The organism is Bacteroidota bacterium, from assembly GCA_016715945.1.
Lineage (GTDB): Bacteria > Bacteroidota > Bacteroidia > Bacteroidales > F082 > JALNZU01.
This window is the reverse complement of the sequence record JADJXJ010000003.1, coordinates 534,735-553,500: the sequence shown is the minus strand read 5'-3', so window position 1 is coordinate 553,500 and position 18,766 is coordinate 534,735. Positions and strand designations below refer to the sequence as shown.

At 52.6% G+C, this 18,766-nt stretch carries 18 protein-coding genes; 16 read left to right on the top strand and 2 right to left on the bottom strand.

Annotation, left to right across the window (positions count from 1 at the left end; genetic code table 11):
• The first annotated feature begins 9 nt into the window (after window positions 1–9).
• Genes IPM52_12665 through IPM52_12655 form a run of 3 tightly spaced genes read left to right on the top strand, consistent with a single transcriptional unit; the run spans window position 10 to window position 2,279 of the window.
• Window positions 10–987: an SGNH/GDSL hydrolase family protein gene (locus tag IPM52_12665; GenBank protein ID MBK9292461.1), complete on the top strand. Its 978-nt coding sequence runs from the start codon at window positions 10–12 to the stop codon at window positions 985–987.
• Between the two features lies 1 nt (window position 988).
• On the top strand, window positions 989–1,645 hold the full coding sequence (locus tag IPM52_12660; GenBank protein ID MBK9292460.1) for an SDR family NAD(P)-dependent oxidoreductase: 657 nt from the start codon (window positions 989–991) through the stop codon (window positions 1,643–1,645).
• Window positions 1,646–1,661: 16 nt separating this feature from the next.
• A complete protein-coding gene (locus IPM52_12655) occupies window positions 1,662–2,279 on the top strand; it encodes an NAD(P)-binding domain-containing protein (GenBank protein ID MBK9292459.1) in 618 nt (205 codons plus the stop codon).
• Between the two features lie 67 nt (window positions 2,280–2,346).
• On the opposite strand, the gene IPM52_12650 is transcribed toward IPM52_12655, so the two are convergent.
• Window positions 2,347–3,627 (bottom strand): serine hydroxymethyltransferase, encoded by a 1,281-nt coding sequence (locus tag IPM52_12650; GenBank protein MBK9292458.1) that lies wholly within the window; start codon window positions 3,625–3,627, stop codon window positions 2,347–2,349.
• Window positions 3,628–3,827: 200 nt separating this feature from the next.
• Between IPM52_12650 and IPM52_12645 the strand changes: the two genes are divergently transcribed.
• The 5 genes from IPM52_12645 to IPM52_12625 all read left to right on the top strand — a co-directional run bounded on the left by IPM52_12645 (window position 3,828) and on the right by IPM52_12625 (window position 11,682).
• Entirely contained in the window at window positions 3,828–5,066 is a 1,239-nt protein-coding gene (locus IPM52_12645) for an insulinase family protein (GenBank protein MBK9292457.1), read from the top strand.
• Window positions 5,050–6,351 (top strand): insulinase family protein, encoded by a 1,302-nt coding sequence (locus IPM52_12640; GenBank protein ID MBK9292456.1) that lies wholly within the window; start codon window positions 5,050–5,052, stop codon window positions 6,349–6,351. The genes IPM52_12645 and IPM52_12640 overlap by 17 nt, the downstream gene beginning before the upstream one ends.
• A gap of 20 nt (window positions 6,352–6,371) precedes the next feature.
• Window positions 6,372–7,334 (top strand): sodium-dependent bicarbonate transport family permease, encoded by a 963-nt coding sequence (locus IPM52_12635; GenBank protein ID MBK9292455.1) that lies wholly within the window; start codon window positions 6,372–6,374, stop codon window positions 7,332–7,334.
• A 139-nt stretch (window positions 7,335–7,473) separates the two neighbouring features.
• A complete protein-coding gene (locus IPM52_12630) occupies window positions 7,474–10,758 on the top strand; it encodes a glycosyl hydrolase (protein ID MBK9292454.1) in 3,285 nt (1,094 codons plus the stop codon).
• Window positions 10,759–10,920: 162 nt separating this feature from the next.
• The gene (locus tag IPM52_12625; GenBank protein ID MBK9292453.1) at window positions 10,921–11,682 is read left to right on the top strand and encodes an outer membrane beta-barrel protein; all 762 of its coding nucleotides are present in this window, start codon (window positions 10,921–10,923) and stop codon (window positions 11,680–11,682) included.
• 6 nt (window positions 11,683–11,688) lie between these two features.
• Here IPM52_12625 and IPM52_12620 read toward each other — a convergent pair whose 3' ends face one another.
• Window positions 11,689–12,579, bottom strand: coding sequence for a MerR family transcriptional regulator (locus tag IPM52_12620; GenBank protein MBK9292452.1), 891 nt, complete (start codon window positions 12,577–12,579; stop codon window positions 11,689–11,691).
• A 144-nt stretch (window positions 12,580–12,723) separates the two neighbouring features.
• Here IPM52_12620 and IPM52_12615 point away from each other — a divergent pair, with 144 nt between their 5' ends.
• Genes IPM52_12615 through lpxB form a run of 8 tightly spaced genes read left to right on the top strand, consistent with a single transcriptional unit; the run spans window position 12,724 to window position 18,386 of the window.
• Window positions 12,724–13,500, top strand: a complete 777-nt coding sequence (locus IPM52_12615) for a DUF2520 domain-containing protein (protein MBK9292451.1) — start codon at window positions 12,724–12,726, stop codon at window positions 13,498–13,500.
• Window positions 13,497–14,018, top strand: coding sequence for an HAD-IIIA family hydrolase (locus IPM52_12610; GenBank protein MBK9292450.1), 522 nt, complete (start codon window positions 13,497–13,499; stop codon window positions 14,016–14,018). Before IPM52_12615 ends, IPM52_12610 begins: the two co-directional genes overlap by 4 nt.
• A gap of 10 nt (window positions 14,019–14,028) precedes the next feature.
• On the top strand, window positions 14,029–14,964 hold the full coding sequence (locus IPM52_12605; protein ID MBK9292449.1) for a geranylgeranylglycerol-phosphate geranylgeranyltransferase: 936 nt from the start codon (window positions 14,029–14,031) through the stop codon (window positions 14,962–14,964).
• Window positions 14,957–15,541, top strand: coding sequence for a septum formation protein Maf (maf, locus tag IPM52_12600; protein ID MBK9292448.1), 585 nt, complete (start codon window positions 14,957–14,959; stop codon window positions 15,539–15,541). Before IPM52_12605 ends, maf begins: the two co-directional genes overlap by 8 nt.
• A 27-nt stretch (window positions 15,542–15,568) precedes the next feature.
• Complete coding sequence (locus tag IPM52_12595) at window positions 15,569–16,183, top strand: DUF502 domain-containing protein (GenBank protein MBK9292447.1); 615 nt, start codon at window positions 15,569–15,571, stop codon at window positions 16,181–16,183.
• Window positions 16,167–16,976 (top strand): 5'/3'-nucleotidase SurE, encoded by an 810-nt coding sequence (surE, locus tag IPM52_12590; GenBank protein ID MBK9292446.1) that lies wholly within the window; start codon window positions 16,167–16,169, stop codon window positions 16,974–16,976. Before IPM52_12595 ends, surE begins: the two co-directional genes overlap by 17 nt.
• Window positions 16,973–17,251 (top strand): hypothetical protein, encoded by a 279-nt coding sequence (locus tag IPM52_12585; protein ID MBK9292445.1) that lies wholly within the window; start codon window positions 16,973–16,975, stop codon window positions 17,249–17,251. The genes surE and IPM52_12585 overlap by 4 nt, the downstream gene beginning before the upstream one ends.
• A gap of 22 nt (window positions 17,252–17,273) precedes the next feature.
• Window positions 17,274–18,386: a lipid-A-disaccharide synthase gene (gene lpxB / locus IPM52_12580; protein ID MBK9292444.1), complete on the top strand. Its 1,113-nt coding sequence runs from the start codon at window positions 17,274–17,276 to the stop codon at window positions 18,384–18,386.
• Window positions 18,387–18,766: the final 380 nt, after the last annotated feature.

Genomic DNA, 18,766 nt, shown 5'->3' with positions numbered 1-18,766 from the left:
CTTTATCAGATGAAAACAAAACACCTCTTCATTTTCATGCTGCCGCTGATAATCAGCTGGCAGTGCAGTTCACCATCACAAAACACCAACAACAAGATGAACGGGAAGCATTTTGATCAAATCATCGTTTTTGGCGATGGCCTCAGCGATATGGGCCAGTGGGGTAAGCTCACGGATTATCGCTATCCACCATCTTCGGCTGGCTTTTTTGAAAGCCGCTGGACCAACGGACCTACCTGGGTGGAATATTTTGCAGCAGATCTTGGACTGAACCTCGGTATGGAAAACAATCTGGCACTGGGTGGGGCGACAACGGGGTTTTACAACATCAACGAGCCGATCAAGCCTTTGCTTGGCCTTGGTGCGGATGTTTCTTTGCCCGGTATGCTGGCGCAGGTGCAGCAATACCTGACAGACCATCCGGTTATCGGAACAAAAACACTTGTTGTGCTATGGGCAGGCGGACATGACATTGGGAGTTATCTCGATTTCGGACAGCCCGACCTCGGACAGTATCCTCCGGCAAATAATTTCCGCACAGCTGTTGAAATGCTGGCCAGGGCAGGCGCCAGGCACTTCTTTATTGGCACAATGCCCGATATGGGTTACACTCCGGTTTACTTTGGCACAAGCAAGCAGCAGGAGGCTTCGGCGCTTTGCAGGGCGCTCAATGAAGGGCTTGCAGCGCTTGCCGCTGAAGCCGAAGGCACCGAAACACACATTTACCTGTTTGATGGCGCCGGGGTTTTCGCAAAAATTGCCGCCATGCCTTCCGAATATGGCATCGAATACCTTGACGCTTACCTGCCATACGAGATTATCGACTTTAACAACCCGCTCGCTGAGCCCACAGTCAGGATACCCAACAAAGAAAAAGGCCTTGATCCGGACTTGTTCATGAACTGGTGGGCTGTGTCGGCAAGCAGGAAAGTTCACAAAATCATCGCGGATGAGGCTATTGACTTTTTAAACACTAAATTGCAGTAAAATGAATAAACTAATCGTGATCATCGGTGCCGGGCCGGGAATTAGCATGGCCACGGCAGAAAAGTTTGCAAGCGAAGGCTTTAAGGTGGCTCTCCTTGCTCGCAACCCATCCAGACTGGAGGAAATGAAAGCGCAGCTTTCGTCAAAAGGCTATGATGTGGTCACCGCGCAGGCAGATGCCGCCGATCAGGAAAGCCTCAGGAATGCGCTCCATGAAATCAGAAACAACCACGGCCATGCGGAGGTCATTCTTTACAACGCTGCGGCAGTGTCGGTGATGGACATCCTTGAACAGAGCTGGGATCGCATCAAATCAGATCTTGACATCAACGCCGGTGGATTATTCCACCTGATGAAAATTGTGCTACCCTATTGCATTCAGCAAAACAAAGGAAAGATCTTTGTGACCGGTGGCGGCTTTGCCCTTGCAGGAGACGACACATGGATTTCGCTAAGTGTAGGCAAGGCCGCACTGCGAAATCTTGTGCAGGCATTTCAGAAAAAGGTAGCCGGCAGCAACATTCATATTGCGCAGCTGACGGTATGTGGCTATGTAAATCCATCTGATCCAAAGTATAATCCAGCATCAATAGCCGATCAATACTGGAAACTTTATCTGCAGCAGCCAGATGAATTTGAAAACGAAATAATTTACTGATCAATACCTTGAAAAAATGAAGATTGCAATTATCGGAACAGGAAATGTGGGCAGTGCACTGGCAGCGAAATGGGCAGCAAAAGGCCATGAGATCCGCCTTGGGGTGCGCGACCAGCACGATTTTAAGGGCAAAGAACTCTTGTCGCTGCCTAATACCAGCGTCCACAGCGTTGCGGAAGCTGTGCAGCTTTCGGATGTAGTGCTGCTCTCGACACCTGCAACCGCAGCTGTTGAAGTGGCAAAAAGCCTGGGCGACACCTCTGGCAAAATCATCATCGACGCCATGAATATCGTCATGGGAAGGGGGCCTTTGGGATTCGACAACACCACCGATGCGGTATTGGCGCATACTGCCTCGCGCGATGTGGTAAAATGCTTCAACACCACAGGTGCAAACAACATGCAAAATCCGGTTTATGGCGAGTTTAGCCTGGACATGTTTGTGGCCGGCGACAGCCAGAAAGCAAAAAAAGTAGCTATTGAGCTTGCCACAGATGCCGGATTTGCAGCGTGCTATGATGTGGGTGGCAACAGTATGTTCCGCCTGATGGAACAGTTTGCATTCTTTTGGATCAACCTGGCCATGTTTCAGGGCCTGGGCCGTGAAATCGGGTTTAAGCTTTTGCGGAGGTAGAGGCTGGCATAAAAAAATCATCTGCCACAGCGGGTGGCAGATGATTTTTTACAAGATAGCTTCGGTATTACCAGGCAAAAAGCGGGAAGTCGGCCATCATGCGGTTGACCTCGGTTTTGACCTGTTGAATTTTGGCTTCGTTGCTAATGTTGGTGAGCACTTCGTCGATCAGAGCCACAATAGGTTCCATGTGCTGTTCTTTCAAACCGCGGGTAGTGATGGCAGGGGTGCCTACCCGGATACCAGAGGTCTGGAAAGGCGAACGGCTGTCGAAGGGCACCATATTTTTATTGAGGGTGATGTCGGCTTTGACCAGGGCATTTTCGGCAGCTTTACCGGTGATTTCCGGGAATTTCGACCTGAGGTCGATGAGCATCAGGTGGTTGTCGGTTCCACCCGAAACCACATGATAGCCGCGGCCGACGAAGGCTTTTGCCATGACATCGGCATTTTTCTTCACCTGGAGGATGTATTCGAAGTATTCGTCGGTGAGGGCTTCGCCGAAAGCCACTGCTTTGCTGGCAATCACATGTTCGAGCGGGCCGCCCTGAATGCCGGGGAAAACCGCCGAATTGAGCAGTGCCGACATCATCTTGATCTCGCCTTTGGGCGTGGTAAGTCCCCACGGATTTTCGAAATCTTCGCCCATCAGGATGAGACCGCCGCGCGGGCCGCGTAGGGTTTTGTGGGTGGTGGTGGTTACGATGTGGCAGTATTCGATGGGGTCTTCGAGCAGGCCACGGGCAATGAGGCCCGAAGGATGCGAGATGTCGGCCATGAGTATGGCGCCCACCTGGTCGGCAATTTCGCGCATGCGCTCATAGTCCCAGTCGCGTGAGTAGGCCGAGGCGCCGGCGATGATCAGTTTTGGTTTTTCTTTCAATGCCAGCGCTTCCATCTTGTCGTAGTCGATCAGGCCGGTATTTTCGTCCAGTGTATAGGCCACCGGACGGTAAAGAATACCGCTTGAATTGACCGGCGATCCGTGCGAGAGGTGGCCGCCATGCGAAAGGTCCAGCCCCATGAAGGTATCGCCTGGTTGCAGGCAGGCAAGAAATACCGCCATATTGGCCTGTGCACCGGAGTGCGGCTGAACATTGGCATATTCGGCATCAAACAGTTCGCAGGCACGGTCGATGGCCAGCTGCTCGGTCTGATCCACAATTTCGCAGCCTCCGTAGTAGCGCTTGCCAGGATAACCCTCGGCATATTTGTTGGTGAGCACCGAGCCCATGGCTTCGAGCACCTGGTCGCTCACAAAATTTTCCGATGCAATCAGCTCGATGCCATGCATCTGACGCTCCCTCTCCTGCCGGATCAGGTCGAAAATTTTTTCGTCACGTTTCATAAAATTACAAGTCTTTTCCTTTGAACCTGGATTTGTTTCGTGTGACAAAGGTAGGCAAAATACTTATGGCGCAGGGGCAGAAAGCCGTTCACTTATCTAACTTGACGACAACCGTTTGCAAGCACGAAAGGCCGCATCCGAACGCCTGAAAAAAGATACTTTGCCCGGGAGGTTTATCTTTGTGCGCCTAATTGAAACGCATGCTTGCATTCGAGACCCACACATTGCCGAACGGCCTGCAGTTGGTGGCGCATTACGACCCCCATAGTCCGCTGTTTTCGATGAACATCATCTACCGTGTTGGTTCGCGCGATGAAGACCCCGAGCGCACAGGATTTGCGCATTTGTTTGAGCACCTGATGTTTGGAGGCTCGCTGCACATCCCACGTTACGACGAACCCCTTCAGATGGCCGGAGGCACCAACAATGCCTTCACCAACAGCGACTTCACCTCCTATTATCTTACCCTGCCTGCAGCCAATGCCGAAACGGCTTTCTGGCTCGAATCGGACCGCATGCTCGGGCTGGCTTTCTCCGAAAAAAGCCTGGAAGTGCAGCGCAATGTGGTGGTGGAAGAGTTCCGTCAGAATTACCTGAACCAACCCTATGGTGATATCTGGCTGCTAATCAGGCCCCTGGCCTACAAGGTGCATCCTTACCGCTGGCCCACCATCGGCATGCACCCCGCGCACATCGAGGGTGCAAGCCTGGAAGATGTCAAATCTTTCTTCGCTAAACATTACCACCCTGCCAATGCAGTTATGGCTACTGCAGGAAACCTGAAACCCGATCAGGTTTTTGCTTTGGCCGAAAAATGGTTTGGCCCCATTCCTGCAGCTCCGGTACCCGATCGCTCGCTGCCGGCCGAACCCCCGCAACAGGAAGCACGTCATCTTTGGCATCAGGCCAAGGTGCCCGACAAGGTCATCTACAAAGCCTGGCACATGCCCGCACGCTATACGAAAGATTATTTTGCCGGCGACCTGTTGTCGGACCTGCTGGGTTCGGGCTTCTCCTCCAGATTGTTTCACAAGCTGGTCAGAAAAAAAATGCTTTTCAGCGAAGTTAATGCCTTTGTCAGCGGCGACGAGCATCCCGGCCTGTTTATCGTCAGCGGCAAAATCAGACCGGGCGTTAGCATGGAGGCTGCAGAACAGGCTATTGTAAGCGAGGTGGAACAACTCGGCAACGAAGCTCCCAAAAGCGAAGAATTTCTGAAGATAAGAAACAGGTTCATCACCCAACATGCCTTTGCCATGCAGGGCGTGGCCGAAAAAGCCCAGAACCTTGCCGAAAGCACCTATTTCGGAAATACAAACCTGGTCAACGAGCTGGACCATCACTACCTTCAGGTAAAAGCCAGGATGCTCAGCGACTTTGTCGTGCGTTACCTCAATCCCAACAACTGCAACACACTTTACTATGTTCCAAAGCAGTGAGACCCTCGAACGCAGCCGCCAGCCGGAAATAAGGCAAGCCGCCATGCCCCGATTTCCGGATTATCCGCTGGTGAATATGAACTGTGGCGCAAGGGCAGTCATCCTGAACGATCCGGAAGCCGATGGCGTAAGGCTTGAGTTTGTGCTTCCGGCCGGAAGTTCCCGGGAAGCGCAACCCCTTGCTGCGCAGTTCACCATTGCCCTGCTTCGCGAAGGAACCCAGGCGCATCCGGGAACCAGGCTGATCAAAAAGCTTGACAGGCATGGCGCTTTCGTCGAGCTGCAAGCTTCGGCCGATTATGCCTGGCTGACTGCCTACGCCCACAAACGGAATGTTGCCTCCATCCTGCCCCTGCTGGGCGAGATGCTAACCAGCCCGGAGCTGAAAGAAAAACCGTTTCAACTGTACCGGAAAAGACAGCTCACACGCTTCCGTACCGAAATGTTGCGCACGCGCACCCTGGCCTCACGCAGCTTCCGCAAACTGCTCTATGCAGATAGTTGTTACAGCAATGTGCCGGAAGAATCTGATTATCTGACACTAAAGCCCGACGACATTCGTGAATTCTACCACACACGCTACGGCGCCCGGGGCATGTGGGTGATTGCCGCCGGCAACATCGGTGAGCAATGGTTGCACACCCTCGACAATCAGCTGGCGGGTTTTGTGGGTCAAGGGCCGGACTTTGTCCTTACGCCGCCTGGCACCAATGCAGCCACAGGTCAGCATTACGTGCAAAAAGCCGACGCCCTGCAGTCGAGTATCGTCATGGGCCGGCTGGTGGTCGATCGCCGGCATCCTGATTTTGCAGCACTCAGCCTCACAAATACCATCCTGGGGGGGTATTTTGGGTCGAGGCTGATGAGCAACCTGCGCGAAGACAAGGGGTACACTTACGGCATCTACAGCCAGATCCAGTCGCAGGAGCTGGCCACGCAGCTCACCATCAGCGCCGATGTAGGCGCCGAAGTCACAGCACAAGCCCTCGACCAGATCAGATTCGAGCTACGCAGGTTGCAACACGAAGCCGTGCCAGACCAGGAGCTTGAACTCGTAAAAAACTATCTTTCAGGATCTTACGCACAAGCACTGGATGGCGTCTTCAACCAGGCACTCAGGCTGCGCGGCCTCCTGCCTGTGGGTCTCGGACTGAACTACTACGAAAACCTCATGCATGAAATACAGCAAACCGATGCAGCCAAAGTGATGGAAATTGCCCGGAAATACCTCGATCCGGATCAAATGCTATGTGTGGTTGCAGGAAACCAGGCTGTCGATAATTAACTTACTGAAATCATAACACCATGGATATCAACATACTGATTTCAAATCTGACCAACCCTCCCCTGCTCTACTTCGTACTGGGTGCCATTGCGGTATTAGTAAAAAGCGACCTGGCCATACCCGAAAACTCGGTGAAGTTCATCTCGTTGTACCTGTTGTTTGCCATCGGTTTTAAGGGTGGACAGGAGCTGGCGATCAGCGGCATTGACAATGAAGTGCTTGGCGGCCTGATTTTCGGTCTGTTACTCTCGGCTGCCATTCCGGTTTATGTGTTTTTCCTGCTCAGGCGGAGGCTTTCGGCCGAAGATGCCGGAGCAGTTGCAGCATGCTATGGTTCGGTGAGTGCCGTAACTTTTGTAACTGCTGTTTCGTTTCTCGAGGCGCTTGAGATCAGTTTTGGCGGACACATGGTGGCGGTCATGGCGTTGATGGAATCGCCGGCCATCATCACAGGTGTGGTGCTGATGCGGCTCTACAGCAGCGAGGCGCAAAAGTCGGAAAGCTTGGGCAGCATCGTCAAACACTCCTTTACCAACGGCAGTGTGCTCATGATTCTGGGCAGTCTCGTCATCGGCTTTCTTTCCGACCCGAGCCAGGCACAAGGCATCAAGCCCTTTACCACCGATATATTCAAGGGGTTCCTTGCCATCTTCCTGCTCGAAATGGGCATGGTCACCGCCCGCCGGCTGGGGTCGTTCCGCCGCTATGGATTTTATCTGACTGCTTTGGCCGTTGTGTTGCCCTTGTTCAATGGGATGCTCATAGCTTTCCTCAGCGGTTTTGTTACCCCATCGGAAGGCGACAGGCTGATGTTTGCCGTCCTGGCAGCCAGTGCCTCCTATATTGCCGTGCCGGCAGCCATGAAGATTGCTGCACCAACCGCCGATCCCGGCTTGTATATCCCCATGTCGCTGGGCATCACCTTCCCGGTGAATATCACCATTGGTCTGCCCCTCTACCTGACCGTGGTGATGAATACCTGATACGTGTTCGCCTGTGGCTCAGCAGGTTTTGACGTATCATCCTGCCTTTCGCAGCCGCAAACTTTCCTAAAACTTAATGGGCAAAACGATTGTTTTGCTTGAGTGTATTTTGGCACCTTGTTTTCTTAACCATTCAACCATGATGAAATCAACCAGAACTTTGCTGCTGGCATGCCTGACCCTGGGTATGCTTTTACAGGTTTGGGCTCAACGGAGGCCACAAACCGGCCAAACTCAGGCCCCGGTCGGCCCTGAGATTCTCAACGGATTCAAATTCAGGAGTATAGGCCCCGCATTGATGTCGGGACGCATAGCCGATATTGCCATCGATCCCCAAAATCACCACGTATGGTATGTGGCAGTGGGGTCGGGTGGGATTTGGAAAACTGAAAACTCGGGCACTACCTGGGAGCCTGTATTCGACAATTATGGCAGTTACTCCATTGGCTGCCTCACCATCGATCCGAGCAACAACAAGCGCATCTGGGCCGGTACGGGCGAGAATGTCGGCGGCAGGCATGTGGGTTATGGCGATGGCATCTACCTGAGCGAAGATGCCGGCAAGACCTGGGCCAACAAAGGGCTTAAAAACTCTGAACACATTTCGAAAATCATTGTCCACCCCACCGATCCGAATACTGTCTGGGTTGCTGCCCAGGGGCCATTGTGGAGCAAAGGTGGCGAGCGGGGCGTATATAAGACTACCGACGGGGGCAGCACCTGGAAACGTGTGCTGGGCGACGAGGAGTGGACCGGAGCCACCGACCTGCTTATCGACCCGCGCAACCCGAACCGCTTGTATGCAGCCACCTGGCAGCGGCACCGCACTGTAGCAGCCTATATGGGTGGCGGTCCGGGCACTGCCATCTACCGCTCCGAAGATGGGGGCGAAACCTGGCAGAAACTCACCAAAGGCCTGCCAAACCAGGATATGGGCAAAATTGGCCTGGCCATCTCGCCCCAGCGACCTGATGTGATTTATGCCGCCATAGAGCTCGAACGACGCACCGGCGCCGTTTACAAAAGCACCGACCGTGGCGCAAGCTGGGAAAAACAATCCAACACCGTGGCCGGTGGCACCGGACCGCATTACTACCAGGAACTGGTGGCTTGTCCGCACAACTTCGACCGCATCTACCTGATGGATGTGGTTACCCAGGTGTCCGACGATGGTGGAAAGACCTTCCGCCGGCAAAACACCCGTTTCAAGCACGTGGATAACCACGCCCTTGCTTTCCGCCCCTCCGACCCGCTGTACATGCTCTCGGGCAATGACGGCGGCCTCTACGAAACCTTCGACGAAGGCAAGACATGGAAATTTGTGGCCAACCTGCCTGTCACCCAGTTTTATAAGGTGGCCGTTGACGACGATTTCCCCTTCTACAACGTGTATGGTGGCACACAGGACAACAACACCCAGGGTGGCCCCAGCCGCACCGGCAATGTGCATGGCATACGCAATGCCGACTGGTTTGTGACCCTCTTTGGCGACGGCCACCAGCCGGCCACCGAACCAGGCAATCCCGACATCGTTTATTCGCAATGGCAGCAAGGCAACCTGACCCGTTGGGACCGCAAAAGCGGCGAAATGGTGTATATCAAACCCCAGCCGGGAAAAGACGAAGGTACGGAACGTTTCAACTGGGATGCGCCCATTCTGGTCAGCCCGCACAAGCCCACCAGGTTGTATCACGCTTCGCAACGGGTGTGGCGCTCCGAAGACCGGGGCGACAGCTGGACGCCCATCTCGGGCGACCTGACCCGCAACCGCCAACGCATCAACGAACGGCTTATGGGCAAACTCTGGAGCTGGGACAGCCCCTGGGACCTGTATGCCATGTCGGATTACAGCACCATCACCTCAATATCGGAATCACCTGTAAAAGAGGGCCTTATATGGGCAGGAACTGATGACGGACTGCTTCAGGTTACCGAAGATGGAGGCAAAAACTGGAAAACCATCCCCGTGAATAGCCTTCCGGGCTGCCCAGAAACAGCTTTTGTGAACGACATCAAAGCCGACCTCTTCGATCAAAATACTGTTTATGTGGTGCTCGACAACCATAAGTTCGGCGACTTTGAGCCATACATCTACAAAAGCACCGACCTGGGCAAAACATGGACAAGCCTTAAATCCAACCTTCCTTCGCGCACCCTGCTCTGGCGGGTGGTACAAGACCATGTGAAACCTGAGCTGATGTTTCTGGGCACAGAGTTTGGCGTGTGGTGCACCCTCGACGGCGGTAAAAGATGGATGCTGCTCAAAAATGGCCTACCGGTGATAGCCGTACGCGACCTGGCCATCCAAAAACGCGAAAACGACCTGGTGGCTGCCACCTTTGGCCGCGGTTTTTACATCCTCGACGATTACAGCCCACTGCGCCAGCTCGATCCGCAGGCCCTGCAACAACCGGCTGCCATCTTCGATACCCGGCCCGCACTTTGGTATATCCCACGCCAGGTGCTGGGAAGTGATACCAAAGCCAGCAAAGGCGACGCCTATTTTGTGGCCGAAAACCCACCCTTTGGAGCTGTGTTCACCTACTACCTGAAAGAAGGTCTGCAAAGCCCAACCCAGGTGCGACAGGAAACGGAAAAAGAAGCCCGCAAAGCTGGGGAAGACATCCCTTTTCCAGGCTGGGAAAGCATTGAAAACGAACGCCGTACGCCCGAACCTGCCATCTGGCTGGTGATCACCGACCAGGAAGGCAATTACGTGAACCGGGTGAAAGGACCACGCAGCAAAGGTCTGCACCGTGTGAGCTGGAACCTCGGATTGCCCTCAAAAGCAGCCATGCGCGAACAGGCCGGCGAATGGGAACCCAGAGGCCCGATGGCTGCACCCGGAACATACTACGTGAGCCTCTACAAACAAACGGCCGGAAATTTTGAGCTGCTGGCCGGACCGGCCCCCTTCGAAGTGCGTGCTCTAAACCTGAACAGCCTTAAGGGCGCCGAACCCCAGCAGGTGGTGGCCTTCTGGAAAGAAGTGCAACAGGCCAGAGGCCGCATCTCGGCAGCAAATACCCTGCTGCAAAGCCTCATCAGCAAAACCGACCTGCTCGAACGTGCACTCGGCCGCACCGACACCCATCCCATTGAACTCTCGGCTGCCATCAACAATCTGAAACAGGAATTGCTGCAGTTGGACGAACAAATGAACGGAAACCGAAGCAAGCAACAAGTCGGAGAAGACGGTCCGCCAACCCCCAACAGCCGACTCAGCTTTGTGACCACAGGTACAGCCAACGCCACCTACGGACCTACAGCTTCGCACAGGGAACAACTGCAGCTCGCCCTGCAACAACTCGAACCCATACGAAACCGGCTCGAACAAATCCGAAGCACCGATCTTCCTGCTTTGGAAAAAGCGCTGCAACAAGCCGGTGCACCCTGGTTCGAAGGCCTCGAACTTCCTGAATAACAGAATTATAACTATATCAACCATCTGAGTCCGCACCTTCCCGGGTGCGGACTTTTTTGCTTTTGTTTACTATATTGGGTTTCGTGGAGCATACAAGCTTATGCCAGGGGTGTAATAAATACCAATGGCCTACGTTTATTAGCCTGAACTATTAGCGGGAGAATGCGAAAATTACTATCAGCCCTGCTTGTTGTGCTGCTGGCAGGGAATCTGGCGGCCCAGCGCCGCACGGTGGTCAACCTGCCGAAATTCGATCTCGAACCCTACCATTTTGGCTTCATCCTGGCTGCCAACCAGATGCAGCTTACATGGAAACCTGTGGATGGATATCAGGATATGGTATGGGATAAAAGTTCCGAGGCACCTGATATAGACTATAGTGCTACAACCCTTAAAATCAACGAGATACAGACTAAACCAGTTCCAGGATTCTCTGTGGGCATCGTCGGAAACCTTCGGCTTGGCCAATTTTTCGATCTTCGTTTCATCCCAACGCTTGCCCTGGGCGACCGCAGTATTTCTTACTTTATTGAACCTGTTGACGATAAAAAAAGCATCTTCGAGATCCAAAAAACCATGCCTTCCACCAGCGTGGACTTCCCGCTGCACCTAAAATGGCGCTCCAGCAGGCACAACAATTTTGCTGCCTATGTACTTTGCGGAGGCAAATACAGCATCGAAATGGCTTCGACAAAAAAGATCCAAAGTTCGAATAATGATGTGCCCGTTAAGATTGATCGCCACGATTTGGCTGCAGAAGCCGGGGCCGGGGTTGATTTTTACACCCCTTACTTCAAATTCGGCATAGAAGCAAAGATGAGCTATGGTTTGCTGGACATTCTGGTCAAGGACCAATATATGTACAGCCAGGCACTTGCGAGGCTGAATAACAAAGTGTTTCAGCTTTCGTTCACTTTCGAGTAGGCTCGCTTAGTTCCGGGCAAACATTTTCAGCATCCGCTTAAACTCGAGCGCCGAGCTCACGGTGCGCACATTGTCCGGCAGTTCGAATTTGATGCCGGCAGCCTGGATTCCACTGATAAGTATTTGCTGATCAGCATAGTAATCGGACAAGCTCCTGATGTAGTCCTCCATCTCGGTTTGTGTAATGGCCGAGACAAAATAGGTGGCCAATACGTCGGGCCTGGCCGTCTGGGTCACCGAAAACAAATCGTGAAGCGGCACATTCTGTCCGAGATAGATGGCCCGGTAACCGTTTTTGCGCGACAGATAATAATAGGTGAGCAAACCAATCTCGTGCAGCTCCCATTCGGGTAGAAAGAGCACAATGGTCCGCGCATTGGTGTCGTACACCCGTGGCAGGCTGTCGATGGCCACAAAGAGCTTCATTCTGATCAGGTTGCTGATAAAGTGCTCCTGGGCAGGATTGATGGTGCCCGTTTGCCATAGCACACCTACCTTTTCGAAAAAAGGATAGACCACATGATACAGGCTTTCCTCGAAACCAATTTTGATGATACTCTGATTGAGAATGCGTTCGAAACGTTCCTCGTTGAGCTCAATCATGGCCACCACCATGCCTTCGATCTGGCTCAGGTAGTCCGATTCGGGCTTGATGACTTCAAGGATTTTTTGGTTGATTTCCTGATTGCTCATGCGGGCAATCTTCGAAATCTTGATGCCATGGCGGTTGAGGATGCTCACATTGAGCAGTTTCTTCAGGTCTTCGTCGGTATAATAGCGGATGTTGGTGTCGGAACGCGGAGGTTCAACAATCCCATACCTCTTCTCCCAAATACGCAAGGTGTGTGCCTTGATATTTGTTAATCGCTCCAGATCCTTTATGGAATATGTTGACATAAAATAATTCTAATACCCTGCTAAACACACAGGAAACCAAATTGTTTGATTACCCGTGCACAATAGCGATTGTTCAGTTACCCGGGGTTCAGCCCAAAAAATTGTAATTTCGTGCAAAAATATGAATTGCAGTCAATTGGCCCTATGCAGGCAGTAATCCTCGGAACGGGAAAAGTGGCCAAAGCTTTAGGTGTTGCGCTCCTGCGGAATGGCGTAGCCATTGATGCAGTTTGGGGCAGAAACCATAGCAAAGCGGCCGAGCTTGCACAATTGTTGGAAACCCATTGGGTTGAACAGCCTGAGCAGCTCCCCCGGTCGGCGGGGGTATATTTTATTGCCGTATCCGACGATGCAGTGACTGAAGTTTCTGCACGGCTGGGCACAGTTTCCGGTATTGTGGTGCACGTGGCAGGCAGTCTTCCGGGCCATCTGCTGTCGGCGCAGCACGATCGTCACGGCGTGTTTTATCCGCTTCAGACCTTTTCGGACAACAGGGAAGTGTCGCTCAAAAACGTGCCAATCTTTGTGCAGGCCAACAAAACAGCTGACCTGCAAACACTTAAAGAAATAGCTTCCGGACTCAGCTCGAATGTAATCGAATCTACCGACGCCATGCGAAAGCGCCTGCATCTGGCTGCCGTTTTTGCCTGCAATTTTGTCAATGCACTCTACGCCATAAGCGCCGGACTATTGGAGAAAGACGGACTGTACTTCAGCCTTTTACATCCGCTCATTCTCGAAACTGCCCAAAAAGCTACCAACATGCCTCCATCCAAGGCCCAGACAGGTCCGGCCCGGCGCGGCGACCTGCAGGCCATACAAAACCACTTGAATCAACTCGATGCACTCCCCCGCGAAAAAGCCATTTATCATCTGATCACCCAATATATTCTGGAAACCTACCATCCCGACAACGCATGAGCAACTACAAATCCCTGCTACGAAACATCAACACCTTTGTTTTCGATTACGACGGCGTGATGACCGATGGGGTGATTGTTCTCAACAACGACGGAGAACCCCTGCGCACAGCCAACGTGAAAGACGGGTATGCCCTACAGCTGATCCGCAAACTGGGCTACCACATCGCCATCATCTCCGGAGGCTACTCGCCCTCCATGCTTCGCCGCTTCGAGTCGCTGAACATCGAAAACGTTTTTCTGGGCGTGAGCAACAAACTCGAAGTTTTTGAACAGTTTTTGCAGCAACACCATATCCAACCTGAACAAGTGGTCTATATGGGCGACGACATCCCCGATTACAGGCCGATGAAACTGGCCGGCGTGCCGGTTTGTCCCTCCGATGCTGCCGAAGAAATAAAACGCATCAGCGTGTATATCAGCCGATATCCCGGTGGCCATGGATGTGTGCGCGATATCATCGAACAGGTGCTCAAAGTGCAGGGCCGCTGGATGACCGACGAAGCCCACCATTGGTAATCTATTGATTATGAAATACCTGCAACTGATACGCTGGCCCAACCTGCTCATCATGCTCCTTGCCATGATGCTGCTGCGCCATATGGTAATTGTCCCCCGGCTAGCCATGGCCGGTATTGCGCCAACCGATACCGGTATCCTTTTCCTGCTGTGTGCCATTGCCACCCTGCTCATCGCCTCAGGGGGCTATATCATCAACGACATCATGGATATCGACGTGGACCGGCTGAACAAACCGGACAAAATGATTGTGACCCGCACCCTCAGCATGTCGATGGCCTACAAACTTTATTACGGTACCACTGCGACAGGCAGCCTGATCGGGCTCTACATCGGTTGGAAAATCGGCAGCTTGCCCACCGGGGCCATATTTCCGGTGATGGCCGGCGCGTTGTGGTTCTATTCAAAACGCTACAAACGCATGGTGCTCGTTGGCAACCTGGTTGTTTCGTTTGCCACTGCCTTTGTGCTTGCCATGGTCTGGATCGTTGAATTTTTTGCTTTATCGCAACAACCTGAAAAGTTTGCCCAAGCCATAGATGTTATGCCCGAGATCACCGGCTTTGTGATGGCTTACACCATGTTTGCCCTGCTCGCAAGCATGCTCCGCGAAGTCATCAAAGACATCGAAGACCTGGAAGGCGATGCCAAAGGCGGATGCCGCACCTTTCCGGTGGTTTACGGCATTTTGCCGGCCAAAAACCTGAGCATCGCGTTGCTGACCACACTCATCTTCATGATTGGATTCTGGCAGTATATCCTTTACATCCAGCACTATACGCAAGCCATGATCTTTTTGTTCCTGGCGCTGGCCATTGCTTTGCTGCTGCTGGCCCGCCTGGCACTAGCCAACCTGCCCGTGCATTACAGCCAGGCCTCCTTCTTGTCGAAAATACTGATGGTTGCCGGGCTGCTTTCTTTATTATTTGTGCTTCCTCATGCTTGATCACCTTAAAAATTACCGCATCATACTGGCCTCCAAATCGCCCAGGCGACAACAGCTTCTTGGCGGCATGGATATTGATTTCGAGGTATTTACAAACGATTGCGACGAAAGTTTCCCCTCGGATATGCCTCCTGTGGAAGTGGCGCCTTACCTCAGCCGGAAAAAATCGCTTGCTTACCCGGACAACGAATTGCCCAAAGATTTCCTGCTCATCACAGCGGATACGGTAGTGATTGTGGATGGACAGATCCTGAACAAACCCGGCGACACGGCACATGCCCGGCAAATGCTCAATATGCTGCAAGGGCGCAGGCACCTGGTGGTCACAGGTTTTACTTTGCGCAGTGCCACGAAAATACTCACCGAAAGCGATGTTTCGGAAGTGGAGTTCATGCCGCTCGACAAGGATGAAATAGACTATTACGTGCATGCCTACAAGCCATTCGACAAAGCCGGCGCCTACGGCATTCAGGAATGGATTGGTTATGTGGGCATTGCATCCGTGGCGGGCTCATTTTTTAATGTGATGGGCCTGCCTACACATAAGCTTTACCAGGCATTGAAACATTTCGGATAATACAGCAACAAAATAAAACCCAGGCAAATGAAACGCAGTCTCTCGCGCAGGTTAATGAACTATTTCTTTCAAGGCCTCCTTTATGTGGCCCCGGTCACCCTGACGGTGTGGGGTCTCAAAGCCACTTTCAACTGGATCGACGGCCTGCTGATCGGCCTGCTCGACGACCTCCTCAAGGTGCATATCCCGGGACTGGGTGTGTTGGCCCTTATCATTACAGTAACCCTGGCCGGGTTTCTGGGCACAACCATCCTTTTCAAGCCCCTCTTGCAACAACTCGACAAATTCCTCTCGACCACGCCCCTGATCAAAATTATTTACACCGCATTCAAAGACCTCATTGAGGCCTTTGTGGGACAGAAAAAACGCTTCAACGAACCCGTGCTGGTCAAAGTGGGCAAAGGCTATGAGCTCGAAAAGATAGGCTTCATCACGAACAAAGATTTAGCATTTCTTGGCATTCCCGACCACATGGTAGCCGTATATTTGCCCCACTCTTACGCCTGGTCGGGCAATTTGTTCATTGTGCCAGCTGAAAACGTCAGACCGCTGGATGCCCCGGCCACCGAAGTGATGAAGTTCATCATCTCGGCCGGCGTAACCCAACTCGAAAGCCAAAACGACAATGCAAACAACAAATAGCAAAAAACCTACCATACTGGTAACCAACGACGACGGCTATTTTGCTCCCGGACTTCGCAAACTTATCGAACTGATGAAGCCCCTGGGGCGGCTGGTGGTTGTGGCCGGTGAGCAGCCCATGTCGGGCATGGGACACGCCATCACCATCACCACCCCGCTCAGAATCAAGACAGTAACAAAAAGCCCTGATTACGAAGAATACATCTGCAACGGCACCCCCGTGGACTGTGTAAAACTCGGCGAACAGGTGGTGCTACGCGGCAAACCCGACCTGGTGGTCTCGGGCATCAATCACGGCTCGAATGCATCCATCAACGTCATCTACTCGGGCACCATGGCGGCTGTGATCGAAGCCTGCATCGACGATATCCCGGCCATTGGATACAGCCTGGCCGACTGGAGCCACACTGCCGATATGAGCCATGTGGATGAATTTGTGCAGGTGATTGCACGACAGGTGCTCGAAAAAGGATTACCCCAAGGTATCTGCCTCAATGTGAACATTCCTCCGGCCAGCACCGTCCCCCCTAAAGGCATCCGGATATGCCGACAGTCGCACGCCCGCTGGGTGGAAGAATTCGACTCGCGCCAAGATCCCCGCGGCGCGGAATACCACTGGCTTACAGGACGTTTCGAAAACGACGACAAAGCCGAGGATACCGACCAGTGGGCCCTCGAAAACAATTACATCTCGGTGGTACCTGTACAATACGACCTTACTGCTTTCAAAGCAATCGACATGCTCAAGGCATGGGATCTCAATGAGTTGTTCTTGCAAAAGCCCAATTCATGAAAACATTATTCACCGGAGATAGCTTCGTGAACGGGCTGGTCCTGGGCCTGGTGTTTATCGCTTTAACCTCAGGCATATTACTGGCACTCAGATCGTTGATGGAGCACATCCCCTACTGGCTGAACTCCGATCGCTCCATCCTGCTGCTATCGCTGGTTCCTGGTGTCATTGCCATGCGTATTTTTTTCCTCAACCGCAAAGCCGATCGCACAGGGCGGGGCATTTTGCTGGTAACCTTCCTTACCATGCTTGCTGCATTCCTGTTGCTCAAATAGCATATTTCAGCCCGCAAAGCCTATGAAATACTACATCATCGCCGGAGAAGCTTCGGGCGACCTGCACGCCTCGAACCTGATAAAAGCCATCAAGGCTATTGACCCACAGGCACGTATTAGGGCATGGGGCGGCGACCTGATGGAGGCTCAAGGCGCCGAACTTGTGAAACATTACCGCGACCTGGCATTTATGGGATTTATTGAAGTGGCCCGAAATATCCGTACCATCTGGAAAAACATCCAGCTGGCTAAGCGGGAAATCCTGAGCTTTCAACCAGATGCACTGATTCTTGTGGATTATCCCGGCTTCAATTTGCATACAGCCCGCTTTGCCCACAGCCACGGCATCCGCGTTATCTATTACATCTCGCCTCAGGTGTGGGCATGGAAACAGTCGCGCGTGCACACCATTCGCCGCGTGGTCAGCCAGATGCTGGTCATCCTGCCGTTTGAACAGGATTTTTACAAGCAGTTTGGTGTGAATGTGGAATTTGTTGGTCACCCCCTGCTTGATGCATTGAACGGATTTGTGCCCGACATCAACTTTATTGACAACAACAAACTGGGGCAGAAACCCATCGTGGCGCTGCTGCCCGGCAGCCGCAAGCAGGAAATAAAAACCAAACTGCCGGTGATGCTCAAGGTGAGCGAGCAATTTCCTGAATACCAGTTTGTGGTGGCAGGTGCACCTGGCATGAGCGCCGACTTTTATCAAAATCTCCTGAAAGGTAGCCTGGTCGGTCTGGTCTTCGGTCAGACCTATCAGCTGCTGGCCCACGCCAGGGCTGCGCTGGTGACCAGTGGCACAGCCACCCTCGAAACAGCCCTGTTCAATGTACCACAGGTGGTGTGCTACATGGCCAATCCCATATCGTACGCAATCGCACGCCGGCTGGTCAAGGTGAAATTTATCTCACTGGTCAACCTGATCATGGGACGCGAGATTGTGAAGGAACTCATTCAAGATGAGCTCAATCCCCAGAATCTGGCAGCCGAACTCACGCAAATCCTCGATGGCCCGCACCGGAATGAAATGCTCAACAACTACGCGGAACTGCGCCAAAAACTGGGTGGCCCTGGCGCCTCAGCCCGGGCGGCAAGGCTCATACACGAAGGGCTTGTTGAGGCAAAATAGCAGACCGGCTTCTTCCCGCATGTGGATCTTTGTGCCTTAATGCAGCAAACTTATATCAGACAACTAAGCGAATATCCCACGGATGACTCCTCCCCTGGATGGGTTGACCCATCAAGCATTTCAGGAAATTCTTACTGATTCCAGACCTACGCCACCGTCTGCAACAAAACGTTTTGCAGCTACCCGCAGGTGGCGATTTCGAAGCAATTCACTGTCAACCAAGCACAAACTTTGATAGAAGCTCTATACTTGATTTAACCACTTCACTGCCACTTGCGGGTAGGTGCTGTTATGCACAGGGCTTAATTGTTGTCTGTGTCTTGCGTTTCTTGAAGTATTCTAAGATTTCTTCTTTTGTCATCTTAGATAACATCTCGCTC

Coding starts and splice junctions, on each gene's coding strand:
- IPM52_12665 (MBK9292461.1), top strand. CDS start 10: ATGAAAACAAAACACCTCTTCATTTTCATGCTGCCGCTGATAATCAGC.
- IPM52_12660 (MBK9292460.1), top strand. CDS start 989: ATGAATAAACTAATCGTGATCATCGGTGCCGGGCCGGGAATTAGCATG.
- IPM52_12655 (MBK9292459.1), top strand. CDS start 1,662: ATGAAGATTGCAATTATCGGAACAGGAAATGTGGGCAGTGCACTGGCA.
- IPM52_12650 (MBK9292458.1), bottom strand. CDS start 3,627: ATGAAACGTGACGAAAAAATTTTCGACCTGATCCGGCAGGAGAGGGAG.
- IPM52_12645 (MBK9292457.1), top strand. CDS start 3,828: ATGCTTGCATTCGAGACCCACACATTGCCGAACGGCCTGCAGTTGGTG.
- IPM52_12640 (MBK9292456.1), top strand. CDS start 5,050: ATGTTCCAAAGCAGTGAGACCCTCGAACGCAGCCGCCAGCCGGAAATA.
- IPM52_12635 (MBK9292455.1), top strand. CDS start 6,372: ATGGATATCAACATACTGATTTCAAATCTGACCAACCCTCCCCTGCTC.
- IPM52_12630 (MBK9292454.1), top strand. CDS start 7,474: ATGATGAAATCAACCAGAACTTTGCTGCTGGCATGCCTGACCCTGGGT.
- IPM52_12625 (MBK9292453.1), top strand. CDS start 10,921: ATGCGAAAATTACTATCAGCCCTGCTTGTTGTGCTGCTGGCAGGGAAT.
- IPM52_12620 (MBK9292452.1), bottom strand. CDS start 12,579: ATGTCAACATATTCCATAAAGGATCTGGAGCGATTAACAAATATCAAG.
- IPM52_12615 (MBK9292451.1), top strand. CDS start 12,724: ATGCAGGCAGTAATCCTCGGAACGGGAAAAGTGGCCAAAGCTTTAGGT.
- IPM52_12610 (MBK9292450.1), top strand. CDS start 13,497: ATGAGCAACTACAAATCCCTGCTACGAAACATCAACACCTTTGTTTTC.
- IPM52_12605 (MBK9292449.1), top strand. CDS start 14,029: ATGAAATACCTGCAACTGATACGCTGGCCCAACCTGCTCATCATGCTC.
- maf (MBK9292448.1), top strand. CDS start 14,957: ATGCTTGATCACCTTAAAAATTACCGCATCATACTGGCCTCCAAATCG.
- IPM52_12595 (MBK9292447.1), top strand. CDS start 15,569: ATGAAACGCAGTCTCTCGCGCAGGTTAATGAACTATTTCTTTCAAGGC.
- surE (MBK9292446.1), top strand. CDS start 16,167: ATGCAAACAACAAATAGCAAAAAACCTACCATACTGGTAACCAACGAC.
- IPM52_12585 (MBK9292445.1), top strand. CDS start 16,973: ATGAAAACATTATTCACCGGAGATAGCTTCGTGAACGGGCTGGTCCTG.
- lpxB (MBK9292444.1), top strand. CDS start 17,274: ATGAAATACTACATCATCGCCGGAGAAGCTTCGGGCGACCTGCACGCC.